The following is a 24,140-nucleotide window of genomic DNA, read 5'->3' on the forward strand; positions in this document are numbered from 1 at the left end:
CTGATGTTGCATCGTCGGCGACCCGTTGTTTCATTTCAGCCGGAAAGGTGTTGCACGGTGCGTGAAACAAACAGTTCGACCGTGCCGCGACGGCAGCTCGGCAGGCTGCTCACCCAATTGCGGGAGGACGCCCGACTCAGCATCGAAGCGGCGGCCGGGGAGTTGGACTGCTCACGGCAGAAGCTCTGGCGCATCGAGCGGGGTCTGACGGCGGCCAAGACGCCTGACGTCCGGGTGCTCTGCGAGCTTTACCGGGCCACCCCCGACCAGACGAGCGTGCTGCTGGGGCTGGCCGAGGTGAGCCGGGCCGAGGGCTGGTGGCACGCCCACGGGAGCGCCGTGCCGGCCTGGTTCTCGCTCTACGTCGGCCTGGAGAACGTCGCCAGCAGCATCCGTCATTACAACGCCGAGCTGGTGCCGGGGCTGTTGCAGACCCCCGGCTACGCCACCGCGCTCTTCCAGCACAACCGGCCCGAACTGGGCGAGGAGGAGCAGAAGAGGGCGGTGAGCTTCCGCCTCCAGCGGCAGGGGCTGCTGGCCCGGCGGCTCCCACCGGCCCCCGCGCTGACGGTGATCCTCAGCGAGGCGGTGCTGCGCCGCCCGGTGCCGGGCCGGTCGGTGATGGCCGACCAGCTCCGGCACCTGGCGGCCGTCGGCGAGCGGCACAACATCACGATCCGGGTGCTGCCGCTGGCCGCCGGGCCGCCCCTGGCCGCCGAGGCCGGCACCTTCGTGCTGCTCGACTTCCCACCCTCGGCGCTCGGCAGCCCGAGCGAGCCGCCGACCGTCTACGTCGAAGGGCTCACCGGCGCGCTCTACCTCGACCAGCCGGCGGAGATCGCCGCCTACGAGCGGGTATGGAAGGGGCTGGATTCCCTCGCCCTCGACGCGGGACAATCGACCGAGCTGATCGACGCAATCCGGGGAGAGTGCCATGCCTGACCTGACCGACGCCCGCTGGCGCACCAGCACCCGCAGCGGCACCAACGGCGGCGACTGTGTCGAGGTGGCCGACAACCTCCCCGGCATCATCGGCATCCGGGACAGCAAGGACCCGACCGGCCCGACCCTCACCGTCGCACCCACCGCCTGGTCCGCCTTCGTCACCGACGTCAAGGCGCACCGGCTGACCCACTGACGGCACGACAATCGACCGAGCTGATCGACGCGATCCGGGGAGAGTGCCATGAGTGACCTGACCGACGCCCGCTGGCGCACCAGCACCCGCAGCGGCACCAACGGCGGCGAGTGCGTCGAGGTGGCCGACAACCTCCCCGGCATCATCGGCATCCGGGACAGCAAGGACCCGACCGGCCCGACCCTCACCGTCGCACCCACCGCCTGGTCCGCCTTCGTCACCGACGTCAAGGCGCACCGACTCACCCGCTGAGGACCGGCCCTCGCGTATCCGCCAAAGCCGCCGCACCCGCCCGGGAAAGCCGGGTCAGCCCACGGCGCGCTTGCCGAGTGCCTGGTCGACGGCCTGGCCGAGGGCGGTGACCACCAGGGCGACCGACGGGCGGACCACCGACTCCTCCAGGCTGATCGTGCCGGAGAACCCGGCCCCGCCGGCGATCTCCTCCAGCCGACGCCGGGCGTCCTGCGCGGCGCTGCCGGTCAGGCCGAGCGCCGGTTCCATCCGCAGCACCGCCACCAGGGTGGCCAGCGCCGCCGTCCGCTCGTCGGGAAGCTGCTCGCCGGCCAACGCCTCGGCCAGCCGCCGCCGGCTGTCCTGCTCCACCGACGGGTCGGTGGTCGGGTAGCGGTGCACCACGATGAAGTCCAGCTCGGTCTCCTCGACGTCGCGCACCACGCCCCGGTCGACGAGGTCGCCGAGGATGCGGTCACGCAGGCCGTGCCGCAGCCGCTGCACCCAGGAGGAGGGGCTGTGCGGGGTGTCGGCGGCCATCCGGCCCAGCACCCCGTCCAGGATCGGTTCGCCGACCGGCGTCGGGTCGGTCACCGCCAGGTTCCCATCGACGTACGCGATCCGGCCGGCAAGGGCCAGCTCGACCAGGACGGCGGCGGCCATCCCCAGGTCGAGGCTGATCCGGGGCATGGTCGCCTTGCCGGTCTCATCGTCATACGCGAGGAGCAACAACTCCTCCGCCAGCGCAACACCAGTCATGGCCCGAGACGGTAGCGCCTGAACGCACCCCGCGCTCACCGACTCGCTCTGGGTGGGAAGGCGACCCCCACGGCCGGTCCGACCACTCCCCCGCGACGTGCCGGCCGCCCACCCGCCCAGCCCGGAAACACCGGAGCCGGACGGGCCGGAAACGGGGCCTGCCGGCCGCAAACTGAGCGGGGCATGCCGGCCGCACGCCGGGCCGGTCAGAAGCGGGGCATTCCGCCGAACTGGCGGTCACCGGCGTCACCGAGGCCGGGGACGATGAACATGTTGTCGTTCAGCCCCTCGTCGATCGACGCGGTGACCAGCCGCAGCGGCAGCCCCGACCGTTCCAGCCGGGCGATGCCGACCGGCGCGGCGAGCACGCAGAGCACGGTGATGTCGGTGCAGCCCCGGTCGGCGAGCAGCCGGCAGCAGTGCTCCAGCGAACCGCCGGTGGCCAGCATCGGGTCGAGCACCAGTACCGGCAGACCGGCCAACTCCCGGGGCAGCGACTCCATGTACGCGCGCGGCTCGTACGTCTCCTCGTCGCGGGCCAGGCCGACGAAGCCCATCGACGACTCCGGCAACAGCCCGAGCGCCGCGTCGGCCATCCCGAGCCCGGCCCGCAGCACCGGCACCAGCAGCGGCGGGTTCGCCAGCCGGGTCCCCTCGGCACCGGTGACCGGGGTCTGCACCGGGTACTTCTCGACGGGGAAGGTGCGCGCGGCCTCGTACACCAGCATGGTGGTGAGTTCGTGCAGCGCGGCCCGGAACGACGACGAGTCGGTCCGGGCGTCCCGCATGGCGGTCAGCCGGGACTGGGCGAGCGGGTGGTCAATGACGTGTACGTCCACGATCGCTCAACCTACCGGTCCCGGTCGGCCGGGAGTACGGGTGCGCGGCGGGCGGCGACGTCGCTCACCCCCGGCCCGGCGGGTCGGGCCGGTCACCCCGAGGCGCTGTGACCAGGATCACCCGACTCGCGGCTGCGTAGTATTCGGGGCATGACGGCGACAACGACGTCGGCCCGGTCGGACCTGTCCGAGCTGGGGCGATCCGAGACCGCGTTGCGGACCTTCCTGCACGGCCTGCCCGGGGTGGACCAGGTCGGCGCGGAGCAGCGGGCGGCACAGCTCGGCACCCGCTCGATCAAGACCACCGCCAAGGCGCAGGCGATCGACCTGGCCATCCGGATGGTCGACCTGACCACCCTGGAGGGGGCCGACACCCCGGGCAAGGTGCGCGCCCTGGCCGCCAAGGCGCTGCGGCCGGACCCGGCCGACCCGACCTGCCCGCACGTCGGCGCGGTCTGCGTCTACCCGGCGATGGTGCCGCACGTGGCCGAGGTGCTGCGCGGCAGCGCCGTGCACCTGGCCAGCGTGGCGACCGCGTTCCCGTCCGGGCAGGCGCCGCTGGACGTCAAGCTCGCCGACACCCGGGCGGCCGTCGCCGCCGGGGCCGACGAGATCGACATGGTGATCAACCGGGGCGCGTTCCTGGCCGGCCGCTACGCCGAGGTCTACGACGAGATCGTCGCCACCAAGGAGGCGTGCGGGGACGCCCACCTCAAGGTGATCCTGGAGACCGGCGAGCTGGCCACCTACGACAACGTCCGGCGGGCCTCCTGGCTGGCGATGCTGGCCGGCGGCGACTTCATCAAGACCTCCACCGGCAAGGTCCCGGTCGCCGCCACCCTGCCGGTGACCCTGGTGATGCTGGAGGCGGTCCGCGACTTCCGGGCCGCCACCGGGCGGCAGGTAGGCGTCAAGCCGGCCGGCGGGATCAAGAACACCAAGGACGCGATCAAGTACCTGGTCATGGTCAACGAGACCGTCGGTGCCGACTGGCTCAACCCGGACTGGTTCCGGTTCGGCGCGTCCAGCCTGCTCAACGACCTGCTCATGCAGCGCACCAAGCTGACGACCGGCACCTACTCCGGTCCCGACTACTTCACCCTGGACTGAGCATGATGTTCGAATACGCCCCTGCGCCCGAGTCGCGCGCGATCGTCGACATCAGGTCGTCCTACGGGCTGTTCATCGACGGCGAGTTCATCGACGGCGAGCACCTCGACAAGACGGTCAACCCGGCCACCGAGGAGGTGCTCGCCGAGGTCACCTGGGCCGGCACCCGGGACGTCGACCGGGCGGTCCGCGCCGCCCGCACGGCGTACGACACGGTGTGGGGTCCGATGCCGGGCCGGGACCGGGCCAAGTACCTGTACCGGATCGCCCGGATCGTCCAGGAACGTTCCCGCGAGCTGGCGGTGCTGGAGTCGCTGGACAACGGCAAGCCGATCCGGGAGTCCCGGGACGTCGACCTGCCGCTGGTCGCCGCGCACTTCTTCTACTACGCCGGTTGGGCCGACAAGCTGCCGTACGCCGGATTCGGGGCCGAACCGCGACCGCTCGGGGTGGCCGCGCAGGTCATCCCGTGGAACTTCCCGCTGCTCATGCTGGCCTGGAAGGTCGCCCCGGCGCTGGCCGCCGGCAACACGGTGGTGCTCAAGCCCGCCGAGACCACCCCGCTGACCGCGCTGCTGTTCGCCGAGATCTGCCAGCAGGCCGACCTGCCGGCCGGCGTGGTCAACATCGTCACCGGCGCGGGCGACACCGGCCGGGCGCTGGTGGAGCACCCGGGCGTGGACAAGGTCGCGTTCACCGGCTCCACGGAGGTCGGCAAGGCCATCGCCCGGTCGGTGGCCGGCACCGGCAAGAAGGTCACCCTGGAGCTGGGCGGCAAGGCCGCCAACATCGTCTACGACGACGCGCCGATCGACCAGGCCGTCGAGGGGATCGTCAACGGCATCTTCTTCAACCAGGGTCACGTCTGCTGCGCCGGTTCCCGGCTGCTGGTCCAGGAGAACGTCGCCGAGCAGGTGCTCGACGCGCTCAAGCGGCGGATGGCGCTGCTGCGCGTCGGTGACCCGCTGGACAAGAACACCGACGTCGGGGCGATCAACTCGGCCGCCCAACTCGCCCGCATCCGGGAGCTGTCCGACGCCGGAGCCGCCGAGGGTGCCGAGCGGTGGTCGCCGCCGTGCGAGCTGCCCGAGCGGGGGTTCTGGTTCGCGCCGACCATCTTCACCGGGGTCACCCAGGCGCACCGGGTCGCCCGCGAGGAGATCTTCGGCCCGGTGCTGTCCGTGCTGACCTTCCGCACCCCGGCCGAGGCCGTGGAGAAGGCCAACAACACGCCGTACGGGCTGTCGGCCGGGATCTGGACCGACAAGGGCTCGCGCATCCTGTGGACCGCCGACCGGCTGCGCGCCGGGGTGGTCTGGGCCAACACGTTCAACAAGTTCGACCCGACCTCGCCGTTCGGCGGCTACAAGGAGTCGGGTTACGGCCGCGAGGGTGGCCGGCACGGGCTGGAGGCGTACCTCAATGTCTGAGCGGGTCGCGGTACGCAAGACGTACAAGCTCTTCATCGGCGGGAAGTTCCCGCGCAGCGAGTCGGGACGGTCGTATCTCGTGCAGGACTCGAACGTGTCACTGGCCTCCCGTAAGGACGCGCGGGACGCCGTGGTCGCCGCCCGCGCCGCCGTGCAGGGCTGGGCCGGCGCGACCGCGTACAACCGGGGTCAGATTCTCTACCGGGTGGCCGAGATGCTGGAGGGCCGCCGCGAGCAGTTCGTGGCGCTCGGCGTCCCCGGCGACGAGGTGGACGCGGCGGTCGACCGCTGGGTCTGGTACGCCGGCTGGGCCGACAAGCTCCCCCAGGTGTACGGCGGCGCGAACCCGGTCGCCGGGCCGTACTTCAACCTGTCCGCGCCCGAGCCGACCGGGGTGGTGGCCGTGGTGGCCCCCGAGGCCCCGGCACTGCTCGGCCTGGTCAGCGTGATCGCCCCGGCCATCGTCACCGGCAACACGGTGGTGGTGGCGGCGTCCCCGGCGGCACCGCTTGCGGCGGTGACCCTGGCCGAGGTGCTGGCCACCTCGGACCTGCCCGGCGGGGTGGTCAACCTGCTCACCGGCCGGATCACCGAGACCGCGCCGACGCTGGCCGCGCACCTGGACGTCAACGCGATCGACCTGGCCGGGGTGACCGATGCCGATCTGGCGACCGACCTGGAGGCCAGGGCGGCGGAGAACCTCAAGCGGGTGCTCCGACCGGTCCCGGCCGACCACGACTGGACGGGCGACCCGGGTCTGGGCCGGATGACCGCGCTGCTGGAGACGAAGACGGTCTGGCACCCCAAGGGGGTGTGATCACGGGTGTCCTGCCCCCGGAGGGGTTCTACTACCGGGGGTAGGATTACCTGGTGACTCGGTTGGGCGATCTTGAGCGGGCGGTGATGGACGTGCTCTGGGACGGGGTCCCGGGCACGTCGGACGGGGTGACCGTACGCGAGGTCGCCGAGGCGCTGGACGGGCGCGAGTTGGCGTACACGACGGTGATGACGGTGCTGGACCGGCTCGCCGGCAAGGGCATGGTGCAGCGCGAACGCGAGGGGCGGGCCTGGCGTTACCGGGCCGCCGCCAGCCGCGAGGCGCACATCGCCCAGCTCATGCTCGACGCCCTCGACCTCGGTGGCAGCCGGGACGCCGCACTGGTGCGGTTCGCCCGCTCGGTGACCGGCACCGAGGCCGAGGTGCTGCGGGCGGCGCTCGGCGCGGAGGCGGGGCTGACCGACCCCGCACCGGCCGGACCCGACGCCGGGTCGACCGGGGCCGGGCTGACCGACCGGGTCGGTGACCCGCGCGCCGGCCGGGCCAGGGCCGTCGACGAGGCCACGGACCGGTAGGGCGACCGCCGTGGCGTACGCCGTGCACTTCGCCGGGGCGGTCCTGGCCTGCTGGCTGACCGCCCAGGTGCTGGCCCGCGCCACCTGGACGTGGCGGGCCCCCCGGGTCGCGATCGTCTGCTGGCAGGCGGTCGGGCTGGCGCTCGGCCTGTCCGCGATGGGCCTGCCGATGGCGCTCGGGCTGACCGCGTACGACAGGCCGACCGGCGGGGCGCTGCTGGCCCTCGCCGACGACCTGGCCCACGGCACGCTGCCGGCCGGGGTGACCGCCGTCCACCTGGGTCTGGTCGGGGTCGGCTTCGGCATCGGCGCGGTGCTGCTCGGCACCACCGTCCGCAGCGTGTACTCCACGGTGCGGGCCCAGCGCCGGCACCGGGACCTGCTCACCCTGGTGGCCCGCCGGGACCCGGCGATCCCCGGCGCGCTGGTGCTCGACCATCCCGGCGCCGCCGCGTACTGCCTGCCCGGGGTGCGGCCCCGGGTGGTGGTCAGCGCCGGCACCCTCAGCCTGCTGGACCGGGCCGAGTTGGCGGCGGTGCTCGCCCACGAGCGGGCGCACGCCCAGGAGCGGCACGACCTGGTGCTGTTGCCGTTCACCGCGCTGCGCCGGGCGCTGCCGTGGTTCCGCTGGGTCGGTGCCGCCCACGAGCGGGTCGCCCTGCTGGTCGAGATGCGGGCCGACGACAAGGCCCGTGCGCTGCACGCCGAGGCGCCGCTGGCGGGGGCGCTGCGCCGGTTCGCCGCCGCCGGGCACCGGATCACCCCCGCCGGCACGCTCGGTCTCGGTGACCGGGACCTCGACGTCCGGGTGCAGCGGCTGCTGGTCGCCGACCGGCCGCCCCGGCTGCTCGGGGCCGCCGCGCTGGCGGTGACGACCACCCTGGCCGCCCTGCCGATCTCGCTGTTCCTGAGCTGACGCCGCCCGCGTCGGCCGGCGGTGCCACGCGCGCCTATAGGTAGCCAGGCTACGTGTAGCATCGCTACGACAAGCGGGACTACCTCTGGAGAGGTCCATGGACACCCTGCTCCTCGCACGCCTCCAGTTCGCCACCACCACCTCGATCCACTTCCTCTTCGTGGCGGTCACCCTCGGCCTGGTCACCCTGCTGGTCGGCCTCCAGACCACCTGGGCGCTGACCGGGGACCCGAAGTGGGAACGGCTGACCCGGTTCTGGGGCCAGCTCTACGTGATCAACTACGTGCTCGGCATCGCCAGCGGCATCGTGATGGAGTTCCAGTTCGGGCTGAACTGGAGCGGGCTGTCGCGCTACGTCGGCAACGTCTTCGGGGCCCCACTGGCGATCGAGACGCTCGTGGCGTTCTTCCTGGAGTCGACGTTCCTCGGCATGTGGATCTTCGGCTGGCAGCGGCTGCGGCGCGGCGTCCACCTGGCGCTGCTCTGGGGGGTCGCGCTCACCGCGTACGCCTCCGCCTTCTGGATCATGGTGGCGAACGCCTGGCTCCAGCACCCGGTCGGCTACCGGGTCGACGACGGGGTCGCCCACCTGACCGACATCGGGGCCCTGCTCACCAACCCCACCCTCGGCATGGCGCTGGGCCACGTGATCGCCGCCAGCCTGCTCACCGGCGGCATGCTGATGGCCTCCGTCAGCGCCTGGCACCTGATCCGACGGACCGCCGACGTCGCCCTGCACCGCACCGCGCTGCGGATCGGGCTGGTCACCGCCGCCCTGTCGGTCAGCCTGGTGCAGGGCTTCGGCTTCGCCCAGTTCGGGCCGGTCGGCGAGTTGCAACCCACCAAGTTCGACACCGGCCCGACCGCCGACGCCCGGATCGCCGAGTGGACCACCCGGTTCGGCCCCGGTGACTACACCCCACCGGCGCTGTCCAACGTCGGACTCGGCTTCATGATCCTGATCGGGTTCACCCTGGGCTGCGTGTGGCTGCTGCTGCCGCTGCTCTGGCGGGACCTGGCGATCCGGCTGCGCTTCCCGCTCTGGCTCGTCCTGCTCGCCCTGCCGCTGCCGTTCGTCGCGGTGATCCTCGGCTGGCTCGCCCGGGAGGTCGGCCGCCAACCCTGGGCCGCGTACGGGCTGCTCCCCACCGACCAGGCCGTCTCCCGGGTCGACCCGGGCCTGATGCTCGCCTCGCTGATCGGGTTCAGCCTGCTGCTCGGCGCGCTCGCCGTCACCAACTGGACGCTGCTCGCCCGGCACGCCGCCCGGGGCGCCGTCGACCCGGCCCTCGGCCGCCCGCCCGGCACACCCGACGACGACCGCTCCCGGCCCATCCCCGCCCTCGCCTGAGAGGACCCCCCGATGCCCCTGCTCTGGTACGCCCTGCTCGGCTTCTTCTTCGCCGGCTACCTCGTCCTCGCCGGCTACGACTACGGAGTGGGGCTGCTGCTCGCCCGGCGCGACACCCCGGCCGCCCACCGCGCCCGACTCACCGCGCTCGGCCCGTTCTTCCTCGGCAACGAGGTGTGGCTGGTGGCCGCCGTCGGCATCCTCTTCGGCGCGTTCCCCACCCTGGAGGGCGAACTCCTCTCCGGCCACTACCCCGCCGTGGCCGGGGCGCTGGTCGGGGTGATCCTGGTCACCGCCGGGGTGCAGCTCCGCAGCCGGCCGACCGGCCCGGCCGCCCGCCGCGGCGGGGACCGGGTGATCGTGGCCGGCAGCGCGCTGGCCGCCTTCGGCTGGGGCGCTCTGCTCGCCGGGCTGCTCCAGGGCCTGCCGATCGACGCCACCGGCCACGTCGCCGGGCAGACCCACCTGGCCACCCCGTTCGTCGCCGCCACCGGGCTCGCCCTGCTCACCCTGGCCGCCGCGCACGGTGCGACGTTCCTCACCCTGCGCCTGCCGGCCGCCGACGCCCCGGCGACCGCCCGGCTGGCCCGCCGGCTGCTCGTCGGGGCGCTCGCCGCGGTCGCCACGGCCACCGCGCTGGGCCTGCTCTCCGACCGGGTACGCGCGGCGACCCGCCAGCCGCTGCCCGCCGTACTGCTGGTGGTGGCGCTGGTCGGGGCGCTGCTGGCGGCCCGCGCGGCGCTGCGCCGGGGTCGGCCCGGGGTGGCCCTGGTCGCCACCGGCGCGGCCCTGGCGCTACCGGTGGCCCTCGTCGGGGTGGCCCGTTGGCCGGCCGTGCTGGTCTCCACGGTCGACCCGGCGGCCACCGTGACCGTCACCGACGCGGCGGCCAGCGGGCCCACGTTGCAGCTGCTGGGCTGGCTGCTGCCGCCCCTCCTGCCGGCCCTACTAGGCTTCCAGGCAATGTGCTGGTGGGTGTTCCGGGGACGGACCGACGGCAGGGCACCGGTGTACTGGTGAACCGCCGTCCCTTCGACCCGCGTCTGCTGCGCCGGGTCCCCGCGGCCCGGCGCGACCTCGCCGTGCTCGCCGCCCTCGGCGGGCTCACCGCGCTGCTGGTCGTCGCGCAGGCCACCGCCCTGGCCACGGTGCTCGCGACCGCCATCGACGGCCGGCTGGACACCGGCGCGCTGGCCGGTTTCGTCGTCGCCGTCGGCGGCCGGGCCCTGGTCACCTGGGGGCAGGGCACCGCCGCCGCACGGGCCGCCGCCACCGTGAAGGCCACCCTCCGCGCCGACCTGCTGGCCGCCGTCGGCCGGCACGGGCCCGGCTGGGTCGCCGGCCAGCGGGCCGGCCAGCTCGCCACCCTCACCGGGCGCGGCCTCGACGCGCTGGACGCCTACTTCACCGGCTACCTCCCCCAGCTCGTGCTCAGCGTCACCGTGCCGGCCGCCGTGCTGGCCCGGCTGGTCTTCGCCGACTGGAGCTCGGCCCTGATCATCGTGCTCACCCTCCCGCTGATCCCGGTCTTCGGCGCGCTGCTCGGCTGGCAGGCCCAGGCCGCCACCGAACGGCAGTGGCGGCGGCTGTCGATGCTCGGCGGGCACTTCCTCGACATGGTGGCCGGGCTGCCCACCCTGCGCGCGTTCGGCCGGGCCCGGACCCAGACCGGGGTGGTCCGCCGGATGGCCGACGGGCACCGGATCGCCACCATGAAGACCCTGCGGATCGCCTTCCTCTCCGCGCTGGTGCTGGAACTGGTCGCCACCCTGTCGGTGGCGCTGGTCGCGGTGCCGGTCGGCATCCGGCTGCTCGACGGCGGCATCACCCTGGCCACCGCGCTGCTGGTGCTGCTGCTCACCCCGGAGGCGTACCTGCCGTTGCGGGCCGCCGGCAGCCGGTTCCACGCCAGCATGGAGGGGCTCACCGCGCTGGACGAGGCGCTGACCGTCTCCGCCGTACCCGCCGGTCCGGTCGGCCGCCCGGCGGCCACCGGACCCGCCCGGACGCCGTCCGGCAGCGGCGAGATCGTCCTCTCCGGCGTCACCGTCGCCTACGAGCGGACCACCGCCCTGCGGGACGTCACGCTCACCATCCGGCCCGGCGAACGGATCGCCGTCGTCGGGCCGAGCGGCGCCGGCAAGAGCACCCTGCTCGGTCTGCTGCTCGGCTTCGTCACCCCGACCGCCGGTCGGATCACCGTCGACGGCACCGACCTGGCCGAGGTCGACCCCGAGCAGTGGCGGCGGCAGATCGCCTGGGTGCCGCAGCGCGCCCACCTGTTCGCCGCCACGCTCGCCGACAACATCCGGCTCGGCGCGCCCGACACCCCCGACGCCGACCTGGCCCGCGCGGTCGCCGACGCCGCGCTGGACGAGGTGGTCACCGCCCTGCCCGACGGGCTGGGCACCCTGCTCGGCGAGCGCGGCCACGGGCTGTCCAGCGGCCAGCGGCAGCGGGTCGCCCTGGCCCGTGCCTTCCTCCGGGACGCCCCGCTGGTGCTGCTCGACGAGCCGACGGCCCGGCTGGACACGGCGAGCGAGACGACCGTCCTGGACGCCACCCGACGGCTGGTCGCCGGACGTACCGCCCTGCTGGTGGCGCACCGGCCGGCCCTGCTGGCCGACGCCGACCGGGTGCTGCACGTCGCCGCCGGCCGGGTCACCGAGCTGACCCCGACCGCGGAGGCCGGCCGATGAGCACCGTCCCTCCCCCCGGCGCGGGAGGCCCGCCGCCGGGCACCAGACCCGAGCGGGTGGTGCTGCGGCTGGCCCGACCGTACCTGGGCCGGCTGGTCGGGGCCGGGCTGCTCGCGTCGGCCACCGAACTCGCCGGCCTGGCCCTGATGGCCACCGCCACCTGGCTGCTGATGAGCGCCGCCGGCCAGCCACCGCTGGACCGGCTCACCGTCGCCATCGTCGCCGTCCGGGCACTGGCCGTCAGCCGGGGCGTGCTGCGCTACACCGAACGGCTCGCCGGTCACGACGCCGTGCTCCGCTTGATCACCGACGTCCGGGCCCGCGTCTTCGCCAGCCTCGCCGCCCGTTCCGGGCCCACCGGCCAGCGCAGCGGGGACGCCCTGAGCCGGCTGGTCTCCGACGTCGAGGCGGTCCAGGACCTGCTACTGCGGGTACTCGTGCCCGGGGCGGCGGCCGCCCTGGTCGGGGTACTGGCCGTCGGCGGGGCCGCGCTGGTCTCGCTGCCCGCCGCCGGGGTGCTCACGGTCGGGTTGCTGGTCGCCGGGGTGGCGCTGCCGGTGCTGGCCACCGCGCTGACCCGCCGGGCCGCCGACGAGGTCGCGCCGCTGCGCGGCGCGCTCGCCACCGACGCCGTCGACCTCACCCACGGTGCCGCCGACCTGGCCGCCTTCGGGGCCACCGGGCAGGCGCTACGGGCCGCGACCCGGCGCGCCGACCGGCTGGCCCGGCTGGAACGCCGGCTCGCCGCGACCGGGTTCGCGGTGGACGCGGCCGGGGTGCTGGTGGCCGGGCTGACCGCCGCCGGGGTGGTGCTCGCCGCGCTCCGGGCCGACGTGGCCGGGGTGCTGGTCGGGGTGCTCGCTGTCGGCACCCTCGCCGCGGTGGAGATCGCGTTGGCGCTGGTCGGCGCGGCACGCCAGCACACCCAGCTCCGCGCCGGCCTGGCCCGGGTGGCCGCCCTGCTCGACGACGCCACCGACGGTGACCCCGGGGCCGGGCCCGGTCGGCAGCAGCCGACCCCGGAACCCGGCACCGACGCGGCGGACGGTGTCCCGGTGGACGCGACCACGACGGGGTCCGACGTGCGGTTCGAGGGGGTCGTCGTCCGGTACCGGCAGGGAGCCGCCCCCGCGCTGGCCGGATTCGACCTCGACCTGCCCGCCGGACGCCGGATCGCGGTGGTCGGGCCGAGCGGCGCGGGCAAGAGCACCCTGGCCGCCGTGCTGACCGGGGCGGTACGACCCGACGCCGGCCGGGTCACCCTCGCCGGCCGGGACGTCTCGACGTACCCGCCCGAGGCGTTGCCCCGGGCGGTCGGTGGCCTGCTCGCCGAGGCGTACGTATTCCACGCCTCGGTCCGCGAGAACCTGCTGCTCGGCCGGCCGGACGCGGACGAGGCGGAACTGGTCGGGGCGACCCGCGCCGCCGGCCTGCTGGACTGGGTACGGGAGCAGCCGGACGGCTGGGACACCGTGGTCGGCGAGGAGGGCGGACAGCTCTCCGGTGGGCAGCGGCAGCGGCTCGCGCTGGCCCGGGCCCTGCTCGCCGCGCCCGGCGTCCTGGTGCTGGACGAGCCGACCGAGGGGCTCGACCCGGTCGCCGCGGACGCGGTGCTGGCCGGGACGTTGGCGGCCACTCCCGCCGGGCGCTCGGTGCTGGTGATCAGCCACCGGCTCAGCGGCCTGGCCGGGCTGGACGAGATCGTGGTGCTCGACGCCGGGCGGATCGTCCAGCGGGGACGGCACACCGACCTGGTCGCCACCCCCGGCTGGTACCGGGAGCAGTGGCTGCTCCAGACGGCCGCCGAGCGCGGTTACCTGGCCCTGACGCCCTGATCCGGCACGACGGTCGCCGGCCGGCCCGGAGCGCGGGTCCGGGGATCTCCCCGACGCGCGGGCGTACCGGCGCGTGACAGGGTGGTGTCATGCGTGCCTGCGACGGGACGGGGATCGACGAGCGGCTGCGGGACCTGGGGTCCCGGCTGCGGGGTCCGGCACGGCTGCGGACCGAACTGCTCCACGAGGTACGGGACGCGCTTGACGACGCCACCGAGGCGTACCGGGAGCGGGGTCTGCCGGCGCGGGAGGCCGAGCGGCGGGCCGTGGCCGACTTCGGGACGCCGGCCGAGCTGGCCCCGGCGTACCAGGCGGAACTGGCCGCCGGGGCGTTGCGCGGGCTGTCCCGGCGGGCGCTGCTGATCGCCGTGGTGCTGACCCTCGGCGGCGACCTGACCTGGCGGGGGTCGAGTTGGAGCGGCGGGCCGGCACCGCCGCCGGCCTACCAGGTGCTCGCCGCCTCGATGAACGGGATCTGGCTGGTCGTGGCCGGGTTGGCGCTGGCGGCCCTGGTGGGCGGGCGCTGGGCGGCCCGGCGGGGCCGGACCGACCCGCCTGTCGAGCGGCTGCTCGGGTTGGGGCTGGCCGGCACGCTGGTCGTCGGTGCGGTCGCCGGGGTGGCGCTGTTCGCCTGGTCCGTCGGGCTGTGGGACGCCGCCCTGACCTGGCCGCCGATGATCATCGGGTCGGTGCTGGCCGGATCCGCCTACTTCACGCTCTTCCGGGCCACCCGGCTGTGGCTGGTGGCCGCCCGCTGACCCGCACCCGGGCGAGGGTCGACCGGCCGGGGCGGGGTCAGGCCGGTGCGGCGGGTGGGGTGGCGGGGTCGAGGAACCGGCCGACGGTCGCGCTGAACTCGCGCCAGCCGGCCCGTTCGCCGGCCAGCGACGTCCGGCCGGAGTCGGTGAGCCGGTAGGTGCGCCGCTCCCGACCGTTGACGGTGCTCCACGAGCTGGCCACGTGGCCCGCCCGCTCCAGCCGACGCAGCGCCGGGTAGATGGTGCCCGTCGGCAGGTCGAGCTGCCCGTCACTGCGGGCGCGCAGGGCCTCGATGACGGCGTAGCCGTGCAGTTCCCCCTGCTCCAGCACGGCCAGGAGCAGGGCGTCGAGATGGCCGTGCAGCGCCTGAGCCTTCATGTGTAGCCACGCTACTTGTCGGCCCGCCGGACCGCCAGCACCACCCGGCTCGCGACGCCGTCGAGGTGCTGGTGCGCAGGGCCGCCGAGGTGCGGGTTCACGGCGTCGTCGGGGTGCGGGGTCCGCCGACGCAGGGACGCCCATTAGGGTATGTGCCCAGAGTCACTCGGCGACCGCGAGGCCGTCGGGTGGGCAAACCGACGCACACGGAGGTCAGCGTGGCCCGCCAGTCGCCCCAACGGCCCGACGCCGACGAACCCGAGCTCGACGACACCGATGGGCCGGCCGAGCCCGACGTGGAGCCCGGCCCGGTCGACCGCTCGCTCTGGGACGAGCTGAACATCGATCCGGTCGAGATCGCCCTGCCCGCCGGCACCGGCTTCACGCTCCGGGCGTACCGGCCGGCGCGCGAGCTGACCCCGACGGACGTCGTCGAGCGCGACGAGGACGACCCCTTCCTGGCCCGGCGTCAGGTCGTCGAGGCCGAGGACGACGACGAGGTGATCATCCTCGACGAGGAGTTCGCCGCGCTCACGGCCGAGGACGACGAGGCGGACGCCAAGGCCGGGGGCGACGGCAAGCGGTCCGACCGCAAGCGCGACACCGACGACGCGGATGACGCGGACACCGTCGACGCGGACGCCGCCGACGACGACACGGACACCGACGGCGGCGACGACGAAGCCGACGCCGAGGGCGACGAGGAGGTGCCGGTCTTCCTGAGCCACAAGGGCCGGCTGCTGCTGTTCAAGACGCCCGAGTCGTTGGTCAGCTTCGTCCGCTCCGGCGCGCCCAACGACATGTCCCAACTGGACGGTTGGAATGAACTGTCCGAACGGGTGGAGCCCGCCGACATCGCCCCGCGCGACGAGGACACCTACGAGCTCGACCTGGTCGTGGAGAACCTGCGCGGCGGGCACGACACGTGGGACCCGACCCTGCTCATCGAGGCCGGCGAGGTCGCCCGCGACCTGTCGTACGCGCTGCGGCTGCCCGCCGTACTGGACATGCTCTCGGCCGGTTCCAGCCTGGACGACCTCGATGAGGCCCTGCGCGCTTCTGTCAACGGCGGAGTCGGTGGTTTTCTCGGCCGTAGGCGGCTGAAAAAAATCGGGGCCCAGACCGCAAGCTTGGGATGGCGCACCATTGTCGGCAAGATCTCTGCCGTCGTGGACTGGCGCGACTGACCCCGAGCGGGGAGCATCAGTGGCTGGCAGTGAATAGACCGGTGTCCCGGGAGGAGGACGACGCCTTGGCGCTCGTGCGCGTGTACTGCGGTCTGGCCTCGGCAGATCCGGCCGACCGACCGGCCGCGGCCGGATCGACGCTGACGTCCGCCGTGGTCGACGACGCAGGCCGTCTGCTGCATGTCTACGAGGTCAGTGACGACGCGGCCGGCTACGCCAGGCTCGTCACGCTGTTCGTGGAGCGGTCGGGCGGGCCGAGTGGCGTGGCGATCGCCGCGGACAGCGACGACCACGCGGTCACCTCACTGCTGAGCGCGGCCGGCCGTCCACTCGCGATAGCCGACGACGACTCGGTCGACGATTTCGCCGAGCGGTTCGCCGACGACGACTCCCTGGAGGAGATGCAGTCCGCGCCGGCCGAGCGGCGGGCGGTGGGCCTGGCCCGTGCCCTCCAGGCCGGTGCGCTCTCCGCGGTCACCCTGCCGGCACCCCGGGACCTGGCCGGTTTCAAGCAGGTCCTCGCCGCCCACGCCGCCCTGTCCAGCGGCCGGCACTCCGCGGCCGTGGCGCTGCGCGAGGTGCTCCGCGAGCTCTACCCGGCGGCCCTGCGGGCCTACCCCGACCCGGCCGAGCCGGTGGCCCTGGCCGTCCTCGACGCGTTGCCCGAGCCGAACATGCTCACCGGCACCTCGGCGCGGGGCCGGGACATGTCGGTGGCCGCCGAGGCGGTCACCGCACGGCTCACCGCCGACGGGCTCGCCGAGGCCGGGGAGATCGAGGCGGCGGTCACCGCGCTGCGGGTGGCCGTCTCCGAAACCCCGCGCCGGGCCACCGTCAACCGGGCGCTCACCTCCGCCGTCGCCGAGACCGTCCGGCAGTCGGTGGCCGCGGTACGCGCCTGCGACGCCGGCTGCGAGGCCCTGGTGGGCGCGCTCGCCACCCGGGTCAGTGCGCCGAACCCGCTGCCCGGTCGCCGCGCCGCCGCCCGTCGCGGCGAGCAGGTCGCCGAGCTGACCGGAATCAGCGGCACCGGCCCCGGGCTGCGTGCGGTCCGGCCCGCCGAGCCGGCACCGCCGGTACCGACAGGTCGTCGTAGCCGCCCCGAGCCGGTCCCCGGCAGTGGCATGCCTGCCGCACCCCGCCCGCTCGGCCCGCCGCCGGTGGCACCCGCCCCGGTCACCCCGCCGCCGGTGGCACCGGCCCCGGTCACCCCGGCCGCCGCCAGCCTGCCGACCTCGGTGCCGCCCGCGCGTACCGACCCGGGGATGCCCGCGGCCCGTCGCGCGTCGGAAGCGCCGACCACCATGATCCCGCCGATCCGGCGCGGAATGGACGCCCCGACGAACCGGCCGGTCTCGGCACCGCCGCCGCCCCCGCCGGGGATCACCCCGATCGCTCCGGCGCAGCGCGGCACCGTGCCCCCCGCCGAGGCCGGCGAGCCGTTCCGGCCGACGCTGACCACCGCCGCGATCAACAACGCCCGCGCCGAGCGGCAGCGCACCGTGATCCCGCCCCGGCCGAAGACCACCGGCGCGCTCTCCACCCCCACCGGCGGATTCAGCGCCACCGACCTGAACGTCCCGGTGCCGGTCGGCCGGCCCGAGCCGGAGCAGCCCACCGCCCCGCCCGGGTCGCGGGCGAACTGGCCGCTGGTCAACAACCCGGAGGACCCGGCCGACAGCTCCGCCAACAATCCCGTGGTGCCGGCGTACGGCGAGCGGGCCGGCCGGCCGGCCGCCGCCCCCACCGACGCGGGTGCCGGACGCCGGATCACCCCCCCGTGGCTCGCCGACGACCTGCCACAGGAACCGCCGATGCTGCGGCTGGTGGAGCCGCCGCCGTTGGCCGACCGGGCCCTGCGGGACGGACTGGACAACGCCCCCGCCGACCCGCACCTGGACACCCCGCCGCTGCGGCTGGTCGACCGGGACGAGGCCGGCCGGGCCGGGCGACCCCATCGGGCCGACCGGGTGGAGCAGGTGGACCGCCCCACCCGGGCCGAGCGGCCGGGTCGACTGGACCGCCCCGCCGACCGCCCCGAACGACTCGACCGGGCCGAGCGGCTGGACCGCCCCGAGCGGCTCGACCGGGCCGAGCGGCCGGAACGACTCGACCGGGCCGACCGCCCCGACCGGCTCGACCGGTCGCCGGCACGCGGCGAGCGGCCGGGCCTGGAACGGCGGCCGGAACCTGTCGAGCGCCGTCCCGCGCCGATGGAGCACCGGCCGCCGCCGGTCTCCGACGAGGGCGACGGCGACCTGCTGATCTTCGCTCAGGCCAAGTCGGCGTGGTTCGTCGGGCACGGCGACGAGAGCGACCTGGAGTGGTCGTCCACCGCGGACACCGGTTGGCAGGCCGCCGAGAAGGTGGCGCAGCCGGCCGTGGGCGCGGAGACCTCCGCCGGGCTGCCCAAGCGGGTCCCGCAGGCCAACCTGGTGCCTGGTTCCCCGCTGCGCGAGGAGCGTCCGCTGCGGATCGTCCGGGACGCGGCGAGCCTCGCCGAGAACACCACCGGCTACTTCCGCGGTTGGCGGCGCGGCCAGGAGATCGGCGGTTTCGCCGTCGGCGGTCGGCCCGGCCGGGAGGCGGCCGGCGGCTGGGACTTCAGCCGGGACCCGACCGAGCGGGAAGACGACCGGGAGTACGAGTTCCGCTCCGCCGGCTACCGCTCCTGACCGTCTGACGGCTCACCGCTGGCCCGACCGGTGCATCCGGTCGGGCCAGCGACGTCGTACGGGCCTAACCGCAGCCGCCCTGTCCCCCCTGACCCTCTCGCAGGCCGTCCGCCCGCCCAGCGGCCCACAGAGCCGGCGTACAGGCTGGGACACCAGACCTCTCTGCGGGCCGGGCCACAGGCATCTCCATGCCATGCGGACACGACCGCCGGGGACGTGCCTCCCGTGACGGGTGGGCCGCCGGACCGACTGGGGCGAAGGAGCGGCGGCGGGAGCCGGCTCCCGGCGTACCGGGGCGGGAAATGCGTACGCGCCCGGTCGCGGCCGGAGCCGCCACCGGGCGCGTACGGAGTCGGTCAGGCCGGCGCGACCGCGCGCGACCGACGCATGGTCAGCACGTACTCGACCAGCGAGATCAGCACGTGCTTGGTCGACTCCCGGTTCCGGGCGTCGCAGGCCACCACCGGCACGTCGGTCGAGATCGCCAACGCGTCCCGGACGTCCTGCGGGTCGTGGTACTGCATTCCGTCGAAGCAGTTGATGGCCACCAGGTACGGCAGCCGCCGGTGCTCGAAGAAGTCGATGGCGGCGAAGCAGTCGGCCAACCGGCGGGTGTCGACCAGCACCACGGCACCGATGGCGCCCCGGACCAGTTCGTCCCACATGAACCAGAAGCGTGTCTGGCCCGGGGTTCCGAACAGGTACAGGATCAGATCCCGGTCGATCGAGATTCGACCGAAGTCCATCGCCACCGTGGTCGTCGTCTTGCCCGGCACCTGCCGGGTGTCGTCGACGCCCACGCCGGCGGAGGTCATGATGGCCTCGGTGGTCAGCGGCGTGATCTCCGAGACCGAGCCGACCAGCGTCGTCTTGCCGACGCCGAACCCACCGGCGATAACGATCTTCGCCGACGTCACGCGCCCGTTCGGGGCAGGCGGCCGCTGCGACATGTCAGAGCCTGCGAAGTCCACTCAGCACCCTCTCCAGCAGTTCAGTGCCCACCGCGTCATCCGAGTCGTCCAAGATGGTCGGCTCGTGGACCGCGACCAGGCCGTCCGTCGCCATGTCGGCGATGAGCACCCGGGCCACGCCGAGCGGAAGCTGCATCCGCGCCGCGATCTCGGCGAGCGACTGCACACGTCCGTCACACAGCGCGGCGATGTACTGGTGCTCCCGGCCCTGACCGCCGTTGCCACCGGCAGCAGCGCGACCGCGCACCGTCGTCTCGACGAGCGCCTCCAGGGCGATGTCGAGCCGGGGACGGGTACGACCACGGGTCACAGCGTACGGCCGGACCAACGCACCTGTCGGTTCGTCACGATCGACCATGTCGCCGCTCACCTCCTTCGTCCCCGGCACCGGCTCTCACCCGGTGGAACCCGTCGTTCTTGTCGTCCCGTGCCGACCAGGCGGTCAGCCCGGTCAGCCCATCATCCCGACAGCCGTACGGGTCTGCGGTGTGAGCGCGTCACCGACCCGGTCGACCAGCAGCGCCATCTCGTACCCGACCTGACCGACGTCGCAGCTGCGCGCGGCCAGGACGGCGAACGACGACCCGTCCGAGATGGACATCAGGAACAGGAAACCGTTGTCCATCTCGACGACGGTCTGCAACACCGCGCCGCCCTCGAAGCAGCGGGCCGCACCCTGGGTCAGGCTGACCAGGCCGGACGCGATCGCGGCCAGCTGGTCGGCCCGGTCCCGGGGCAGGTCGCGCGACGAAGCGAGGAGCAGGCCGTCGGCGGAGACCGCGACCGCGTGCGCGACACCCGGCACCCGGTCGGCGAAGTTGGCCAGCAGCCAACCCAGATCCTGCGTAGTTGTCATCCTTCTTGCTCCTTCTGCCCGCTCCCGCCCGCCAGGCCGGAGCCAGACGACGAGGATTGCTGCCCGCCCGGAGTCGCGTCCGGGTTGGTGGGGTTGTCCGAGGTGGTCCGGCCGCGTTGCACACCTCGATGGTAGGCCGAGAGCAGACCCCTGACCGCTTCCGGTGTCCGCCGCTGCACCGACGTGGTCGGCTTCTCGATCGCCCCCGGCACGAGCTGCGCCATCGGCGTCCGCTTCGGCAGCCCGGTCTGGGTGGTGCCGGCCACCGGTGCCTCGGTCGCGGCCACCGCCGCCCGCCAGCCCTCGTCGGCGGCGGTCTGCCAGCCGGCGGGCGGCGCGGCGGAACGTCGGTTCGCCGGGCCGTCGCCGCGACCGGGGAACCCGCCGCCGTTCACTGTCGACCCGTTGTCACGCGGCACGCCCCCGGCCGGCGCAGTGTCTGCCATCGGTGCGCTACCTGTCGTTCCTGGTGCGGTGTACTGGGCCGGGTGGCCGGCGGTGTCGACGGCCGCGTGGCTGGCCGTCGTGCCGTTGGCCGCCTGCTTGGCGCCGGCCGCGTCCTCGGGGCCGGGCTTGCGGGTACGGAACCAGGCCGACTCCAGCTCCCGGAAGATCGGCAGTTCCATCGTCTCGTCCGCGTACCGCTGCTGGGGAGCCTGCTGCGGTGCCGACAGCCGGTTGGCCGGCGTGGTCTGGGCGGTCCGCACCGGCGGCGCGGGCTGCCGGGTGACGGGCGCTGCCGGCTCGGCGCGCGGCACCCGGGGCAGCTCGGTGGTCATGTCCAGCGCGGCGGCGAGCCGCTCGGGGACCGGCGGGGTGGCCGTGTCCCGCTCGGGGTTCGCCACCGGCGGCCAGGCCGGCGGGGCGGCGGGGCCCGGCGCGGCCCCGCCCGAGGCGGGCCGGGACGGCAGTGGACCGGTGGGCGGCCCGGAGACCGGCGCGGCCGGCCCCGGCAGGCCGGCGTACGGCGACGCCGACACCGGGTAGCCAGGTGCGGGCTGACCCGACACCGGGTAGCCGGAGGTCGGCTGGCCCGAGACCGGCTGGCCCGAGACCGGGTAACCAGAGACCGGCTGGCCCGAGACGGGCTGGCCGGACACCGGCGCGACCGGGTACGCGGGCGGCAGCGGCGGTGCCGACACCGGCGGTACCGGCGGTGAGCTGTACGGCCGGGCCTCGGGGCTGCTCGGCAGCTGGCGCGGGATGACCGGCTGCTGGCCGGTGCTGTCCGGGTCGTCGGTGCTCCGGCGCTGCGGCAGCGGGTCGATCGCCTGTCCGTTGGTGGCACGCGGGGCGAAGCCGTCGCCACCGTTGATCCCGCTGGCCCCGGTGAGGTCGGACCAGGCGGGCATCCCGCGCCCGCCGTTGGCGGGGGCGGCGGAACCGTTGCGCGGTGCCGGGTCGAAGGGCCGCCCGCCGAGGGTGACCTGGTTGCCGGACTCGCCCGGTCGGGGGGCCGGCGGCTGGCCGTTGCCGAGGGCGGGAAGCGCACCGAAGGCCGGCGAGGTGCCGGCACCGCCGAAGGCCGGCGCGGCGCCACCGAACGCCGGGGCGGACCCGGAGCCGCCGAAGGCCGGAGCGGCGCCACCGAACTGCGGCCCGGCCGCCGGCAGTCCCGGCGTGCCGGGGGCCCGACCGCTGAGCGCCCGGGGCACCAGCACCGACGTGGGCAGGACGACCTCGGCCACGGTGCCCCGGTCGGTGCCGGGACGCAGCTCGACCTTGACGCCGTGCCGGGACGCCAGCCGGGCCACCACGACCAGGCCCATCATCCGGGAGACGGCCACGTCCACCTGGGGCGGCGTCGCGAGCCGCTCGTTGAGGTCGGTCAGCTGCTCGGCGCTGATGCCGATGCCCCGGTCCTCGACGTAGAGCGACGCGCGGTCGCCGACCCGACGGGCCTCGACCATCACCTGGGAGTCCGGCGGGGAGAACGCGGTCGCGTTGTCGAACAGCTCGGCGACCAGGTGCACCAGGTCGTTGACCGCGTGCGCGGAGACCTCGATGTCCCGGTCGATGACCCCGAACTCGATCCGGGTGTAGTGCTCGACCTCGGACTGGGCGGCGCGCAGCACGTCGATCAGGGCGGCCGGCTCGCGCTGCACACGCGTCGAGTCGGCACCGGCGAGGACCAGCAGGTTCTCGTCGTTGCGGCGCATCCGGGTGGCCAGGTGGTCGAGCTGGAACAGCTCGGCCAGGCGGTCCGGGTCCTCCTCGCCACGCTCCAGCCGGTCGAGGTGGCCGATCAACCGGTCGACCAGGATCTGCGAGCGACGGGCGAGGTTGACGAACATCGTCGCGACCGAGGAGCGGAGCGCGGCCTGCTCGGCGGCCGTCCGGACGGCCTCCAGGTGGACGGCGTTGAACGCCTCGGTCACCTGGCCGAACTCGTCGCGGCTGCGGACCGGCAGCGGCTCGGCGATCTGGTTGGCCAGCTGGGCCGGCGACTGCTGCCCGGTGAACTGCGGGTCCCGCAGCCGGGCCACCGCCTGCGGCAGGCCGAACTGGGCGATGGACAGGGCGCCCTGACGTAGCTCGCGCAGGGAGCGGGCCATCGACCTGGCGACCAGGTAGGCGAAGAGGATCGCCAGCAGCAGCATGCTCAGCAGCAGGCCGGTCTCCAGGAAGACCTGACGTTGCACGTCGGAGCGCAGCTCGTCGGCCTTGGCCACCACGTCGCTGTCGAGGCGTACCTCGACGGCGCGGTTGAGCTGGGCGTACGCGACCATGGCCGCGTCCCACTGGTCGGTGCTGAAGGTGATGCCGTCGAGCTTGTCGCTGTTGAGCGCGCTGACCTGGCCGGCGTAGATGTCGGCCTGCCGCCGGTCGGAGCCGGAGACGGTCTGGTCCTGGAACTCGCGCTCGGCGCGGCTCGCCACGGCCTGGAAGCTCTGCAGGGCCTGCTGCTCGCCGGTGTTGCTGGAGATGTACAGCTCACGCAGGGCCGGGGTGTACGCCTTCTGGAGCAGCACCTGGTGCACCGCGATCCGGCGGACGGAGGCGTACTCCTTGGCGCGGGCCATCGCGGCGGCGGCGCGCATCTGGTCGCTGAGGTCGTTGTCGCCGGCGAGCTGGGTGGCCGAGTCGCGGATGGTGATCAGATTGTTGATCAGGCCGGTGTACCGGCTGACCGCCTCGCTGAGCCGCAGCTTGCCGTTGTAGACCTGGCTGCGGATGCCTGGCATCTCGGTCAGGTCGCTGTCGATCCGGTCGAGCTGCGTCTCCAGGGTGGCCGGCAGGCCCTCGATCTCGGCACGCTGCTGCGAGTACGGCACCTTGGACTGGTCGACCCGCTGGTTGACCCGGTTGTACGCCTCCTGGTATTGGGCTCGGGCCTGCCCCTTGGGCGAGCCGAGCAGCAGTACGGCGTTGGTGCGCTCGTCCTGGAGGGTGTTGACGAGGTCGCCGGAGTAACCCACCAGGTTGGCCAGGTCACCTGCCCGGTTGGCGTTGTTGAGCGTCTGCAGGTGGTCCACCAGCCCGCTGGTGCCCACGACGACCGTGGCGATGGTCGGCACGATCATGATCAGCCCGAGCTTGGACCAGATCGGCATGTCGCGGAGCCGGCCGGCCGGCCGACGCAGACGCGACAGGAAGGAGTTCGCCGTCGTTGGCCGTTTGCTCACGTCACCGCCCTCGCGATTACAGCGTCT

At 74.4% G+C, this 24,140-nt stretch carries 22 protein-coding genes; 15 read left to right on the forward strand and 7 right to left on the reverse strand.

Annotation, left to right across the window (positions count from 1 at the left end):
* The first annotated feature begins 57 nt into the window (after window positions 1-57).
* Genes ACWCHM_RS23595 through ACWCHM_RS23605 form a run of 3 tightly spaced genes read left to right on the forward strand, consistent with a single transcriptional unit; the run spans window position 58 to window position 1,390 of the window.
* Window positions 58-942: a helix-turn-helix domain-containing protein gene (locus ACWCHM_RS23595; RefSeq protein ID WP_281900591.1), complete on the forward strand. Its 885-nt coding sequence runs from the start codon at window positions 58-60 to the stop codon at window positions 940-942.
* Window positions 935-1,138, forward strand: coding sequence for a DUF397 domain-containing protein (locus ACWCHM_RS23600; RefSeq protein WP_454219849.1), 204 nt, complete (start codon window positions 935-937; stop codon window positions 1,136-1,138). Before ACWCHM_RS23595 ends, ACWCHM_RS23600 begins: the two co-directional genes overlap by 8 nt.
* Window positions 1,139-1,186: 48 nt before the next feature.
* A complete protein-coding gene (locus tag ACWCHM_RS23605; RefSeq protein ID WP_454219850.1) occupies window positions 1,187-1,390 on the forward strand; it encodes a DUF397 domain-containing protein in 204 nt (67 codons plus the stop codon).
* A 54-nt stretch (window positions 1,391-1,444) separates the two neighbouring features.
* On the opposite strand, the gene ACWCHM_RS23610 is transcribed toward ACWCHM_RS23605, so the two are convergent.
* Together ACWCHM_RS23610 and upp are read right to left on the reverse strand one after the other, a co-directional pair.
* Entirely contained in the window at window positions 1,445-2,128 is a 684-nt protein-coding gene (locus ACWCHM_RS23610) for a GOLPH3/VPS74 family protein (RefSeq protein WP_454219851.1), read from the reverse strand.
* Between the two features lie 206 nt (window positions 2,129-2,334).
* Complete coding sequence (gene upp, locus ACWCHM_RS23615) at window positions 2,335-2,967, reverse strand: uracil phosphoribosyltransferase (protein WP_088643926.1); 633 nt, start codon at window positions 2,965-2,967, stop codon at window positions 2,335-2,337.
* A gap of 150 nt (window positions 2,968-3,117) precedes the next feature.
* Here upp and deoC point away from each other — a divergent pair, with 150 nt between their 5' ends.
* The 10 genes from deoC (at window position 3,118) to ACWCHM_RS23665 (ending at window position 14,419) form a co-directional block, all read left to right on the forward strand.
* Window positions 3,118-4,077 carry a deoxyribose-phosphate aldolase gene (gene deoC, locus ACWCHM_RS23620; protein ID WP_454219853.1) on the forward strand — a complete coding sequence of 320 codons (960 nt, stop codon included), beginning with the start codon at window positions 3,118-3,120 and terminating at the stop codon, window positions 4,075-4,077.
* Window positions 4,078-4,082: 5 nt separating this feature from the next.
* The gene (locus ACWCHM_RS23625; RefSeq protein ID WP_454223159.1) at window positions 4,083-5,507 is read left to right on the forward strand and encodes an aldehyde dehydrogenase family protein; all 1,425 of its coding nucleotides are present in this window, start codon (window positions 4,083-4,085) and stop codon (window positions 5,505-5,507) included.
* The gene (locus ACWCHM_RS23630; protein ID WP_454219854.1) at window positions 5,500-6,324 is read left to right on the forward strand and encodes an aldehyde dehydrogenase family protein; all 825 of its coding nucleotides are present in this window, start codon (window positions 5,500-5,502) and stop codon (window positions 6,322-6,324) included. Before ACWCHM_RS23625 ends, ACWCHM_RS23630 begins: the two co-directional genes overlap by 8 nt.
* 53 nt (window positions 6,325-6,377) lie before the next feature.
* Entirely contained in the window at window positions 6,378-6,860 is a 483-nt protein-coding gene (locus tag ACWCHM_RS23635; RefSeq protein ID WP_204927437.1) for a BlaI/MecI/CopY family transcriptional regulator, read from the forward strand.
* A gap of 10 nt (window positions 6,861-6,870) precedes the next feature.
* Window positions 6,871-7,776, forward strand: coding sequence for a M56 family metallopeptidase (locus ACWCHM_RS23640; protein WP_204956395.1), 906 nt, complete (start codon window positions 6,871-6,873; stop codon window positions 7,774-7,776).
* 97 nt (window positions 7,777-7,873) lie between these two features.
* On the forward strand, window positions 7,874-9,127 hold the full coding sequence (locus tag ACWCHM_RS23645) for a cytochrome ubiquinol oxidase subunit I (RefSeq protein WP_454219856.1): 1,254 nt from the start codon (window positions 7,874-7,876) through the stop codon (window positions 9,125-9,127).
* Between the two features lie 12 nt (window positions 9,128-9,139).
* Complete coding sequence (locus ACWCHM_RS23650; RefSeq protein WP_454219858.1) at window positions 9,140-10,147, forward strand: cytochrome d ubiquinol oxidase subunit II; 1,008 nt, start codon at window positions 9,140-9,142, stop codon at window positions 10,145-10,147.
* A complete protein-coding gene (gene cydD, locus ACWCHM_RS23655) occupies window positions 10,144-11,826 on the forward strand; it encodes a thiol reductant ABC exporter subunit CydD (protein WP_454219859.1) in 1,683 nt (560 codons plus the stop codon). Before ACWCHM_RS23650 ends, cydD begins: the two co-directional genes overlap by 4 nt.
* Entirely contained in the window at window positions 11,823-13,661 is a 1,839-nt protein-coding gene (gene cydC / locus ACWCHM_RS23660; RefSeq protein ID WP_454219860.1) for a thiol reductant ABC exporter subunit CydC, read from the forward strand. The genes cydD and cydC overlap by 4 nt, the downstream gene beginning before the upstream one ends.
* Before the next feature lie 89 nt (window positions 13,662-13,750).
* Window positions 13,751-14,419: a permease prefix domain 1-containing protein gene (locus ACWCHM_RS23665; RefSeq protein WP_454219861.1), complete on the forward strand. Its 669-nt coding sequence runs from the start codon at window positions 13,751-13,753 to the stop codon at window positions 14,417-14,419.
* A 37-nt stretch (window positions 14,420-14,456) separates the two neighbouring features.
* Here ACWCHM_RS23665 and ACWCHM_RS23670 read toward each other — a convergent pair whose 3' ends face one another.
* Window positions 14,457-14,798, reverse strand: a complete 342-nt coding sequence (locus ACWCHM_RS23670; protein ID WP_204956389.1) for a PadR family transcriptional regulator — start codon at window positions 14,796-14,798, stop codon at window positions 14,457-14,459.
* A gap of 188 nt (window positions 14,799-14,986) precedes the next feature.
* Here ACWCHM_RS23670 and ACWCHM_RS23675 point away from each other — a divergent pair, with 188 nt between their 5' ends.
* Both ACWCHM_RS23675 and ACWCHM_RS23680 read left to right on the forward strand, forming a co-directional pair.
* Window positions 14,987-15,985, forward strand: a complete 999-nt coding sequence (locus ACWCHM_RS23675) for a DNA primase (protein ID WP_454219863.1) — start codon at window positions 14,987-14,989, stop codon at window positions 15,983-15,985.
* Window positions 15,986-16,026: 41 nt separating this feature from the next.
* Complete coding sequence (locus tag ACWCHM_RS23680; RefSeq protein WP_454219865.1) at window positions 16,027-18,660, forward strand: transposase; 2,634 nt, start codon at window positions 16,027-16,029, stop codon at window positions 18,658-18,660.
* Window positions 18,661-19,016: 356 nt separating this feature from the next.
* Here the strand turns inward: ACWCHM_RS23680 and ACWCHM_RS23685 are convergent, their stop codons facing one another.
* From ACWCHM_RS23685 to ACWCHM_RS23700, 4 genes are all read right to left on the reverse strand, one after another.
* Window positions 19,017-19,610: a GTP-binding protein gene (locus ACWCHM_RS23685; RefSeq protein WP_088643912.1), complete on the reverse strand. Its 594-nt coding sequence runs from the start codon at window positions 19,608-19,610 to the stop codon at window positions 19,017-19,019.
* Between the two features lies 1 nt (window position 19,611).
* Complete coding sequence (locus ACWCHM_RS23690) at window positions 19,612-19,989, reverse strand: DUF742 domain-containing protein (protein ID WP_088643989.1); 378 nt, start codon at window positions 19,987-19,989, stop codon at window positions 19,612-19,614.
* Between the two features lie 93 nt (window positions 19,990-20,082).
* Complete coding sequence (locus ACWCHM_RS23695) at window positions 20,083-20,487, reverse strand: roadblock/LC7 domain-containing protein (RefSeq protein WP_204956386.1); 405 nt, start codon at window positions 20,485-20,487, stop codon at window positions 20,083-20,085.
* The gene (locus tag ACWCHM_RS23700) at window positions 20,484-24,113 is read right to left on the reverse strand and encodes a nitrate- and nitrite sensing domain-containing protein (protein ID WP_454219868.1); all 3,630 of its coding nucleotides are present in this window, start codon (window positions 24,111-24,113) and stop codon (window positions 20,484-20,486) included. Before ACWCHM_RS23700 ends, ACWCHM_RS23695 begins: the two co-directional genes overlap by 4 nt.
* Between the last annotated feature and the right edge of the window lie 27 nt (window positions 24,114-24,140).

It is taken from the genome of Micromonospora sp. SCSIO 07396, from assembly GCF_053667945.1.

Bases quoted from the DNA above. Each gene is read 5' to 3' on its own strand.
- ACWCHM_RS23645 (WP_454219856.1), top strand. From the start codon at position 7,874: ATGGACACCCTGCTCCTCGCACGCCTCCAGTTCGCCACCACCACCTCG.
- ACWCHM_RS23695 (WP_204956386.1), bottom strand. From the start codon at position 20,487: ATGACAACTACGCAGGATCTGGGTTGGCTGCTGGCCAACTTCGCCGAC.
- ACWCHM_RS23670 (WP_204956389.1), bottom strand. From the start codon at position 14,798: ATGAAGGCTCAGGCGCTGCACGGCCATCTCGACGCCCTGCTCCTGGCC.
- ACWCHM_RS23630 (WP_454219854.1), top strand. From the start codon at position 5,500: ATGTCTGAGCGGGTCGCGGTACGCAAGACGTACAAGCTCTTCATCGGC.
- ACWCHM_RS23665 (WP_454219861.1), top strand. From the start codon at position 13,751: ATGCGTGCCTGCGACGGGACGGGGATCGACGAGCGGCTGCGGGACCTG.
- ACWCHM_RS23650 (WP_454219858.1), top strand. From the start codon at position 9,140: ATGCCCCTGCTCTGGTACGCCCTGCTCGGCTTCTTCTTCGCCGGCTAC.
- ACWCHM_RS23690 (WP_088643989.1), bottom strand. From the start codon at position 19,989: ATGGTCGATCGTGACGAACCGACAGGTGCGTTGGTCCGGCCGTACGCT.
- ACWCHM_RS23685 (WP_088643912.1), bottom strand. From the start codon at position 19,610: ATGTCGCAGCGGCCGCCTGCCCCGAACGGGCGCGTGACGTCGGCGAAG.
- cydC (WP_454219860.1), top strand. From the start codon at position 11,823: ATGAGCACCGTCCCTCCCCCCGGCGCGGGAGGCCCGCCGCCGGGCACC.
- ACWCHM_RS23605 (WP_454219850.1), top strand. From the start codon at position 1,187: ATGAGTGACCTGACCGACGCCCGCTGGCGCACCAGCACCCGCAGCGGC.
- ACWCHM_RS23625 (WP_454223159.1), top strand. From the start codon at position 4,083: ATGTTCGAATACGCCCCTGCGCCCGAGTCGCGCGCGATCGTCGACATC.
- ACWCHM_RS23610 (WP_454219851.1), bottom strand. From the start codon at position 2,128: ATGACTGGTGTTGCGCTGGCGGAGGAGTTGTTGCTCCTCGCGTATGAC.
- deoC (WP_454219853.1), top strand. From the start codon at position 3,118: ATGACGGCGACAACGACGTCGGCCCGGTCGGACCTGTCCGAGCTGGGG.
- ACWCHM_RS23600 (WP_454219849.1), top strand. From the start codon at position 935: ATGCCTGACCTGACCGACGCCCGCTGGCGCACCAGCACCCGCAGCGGC.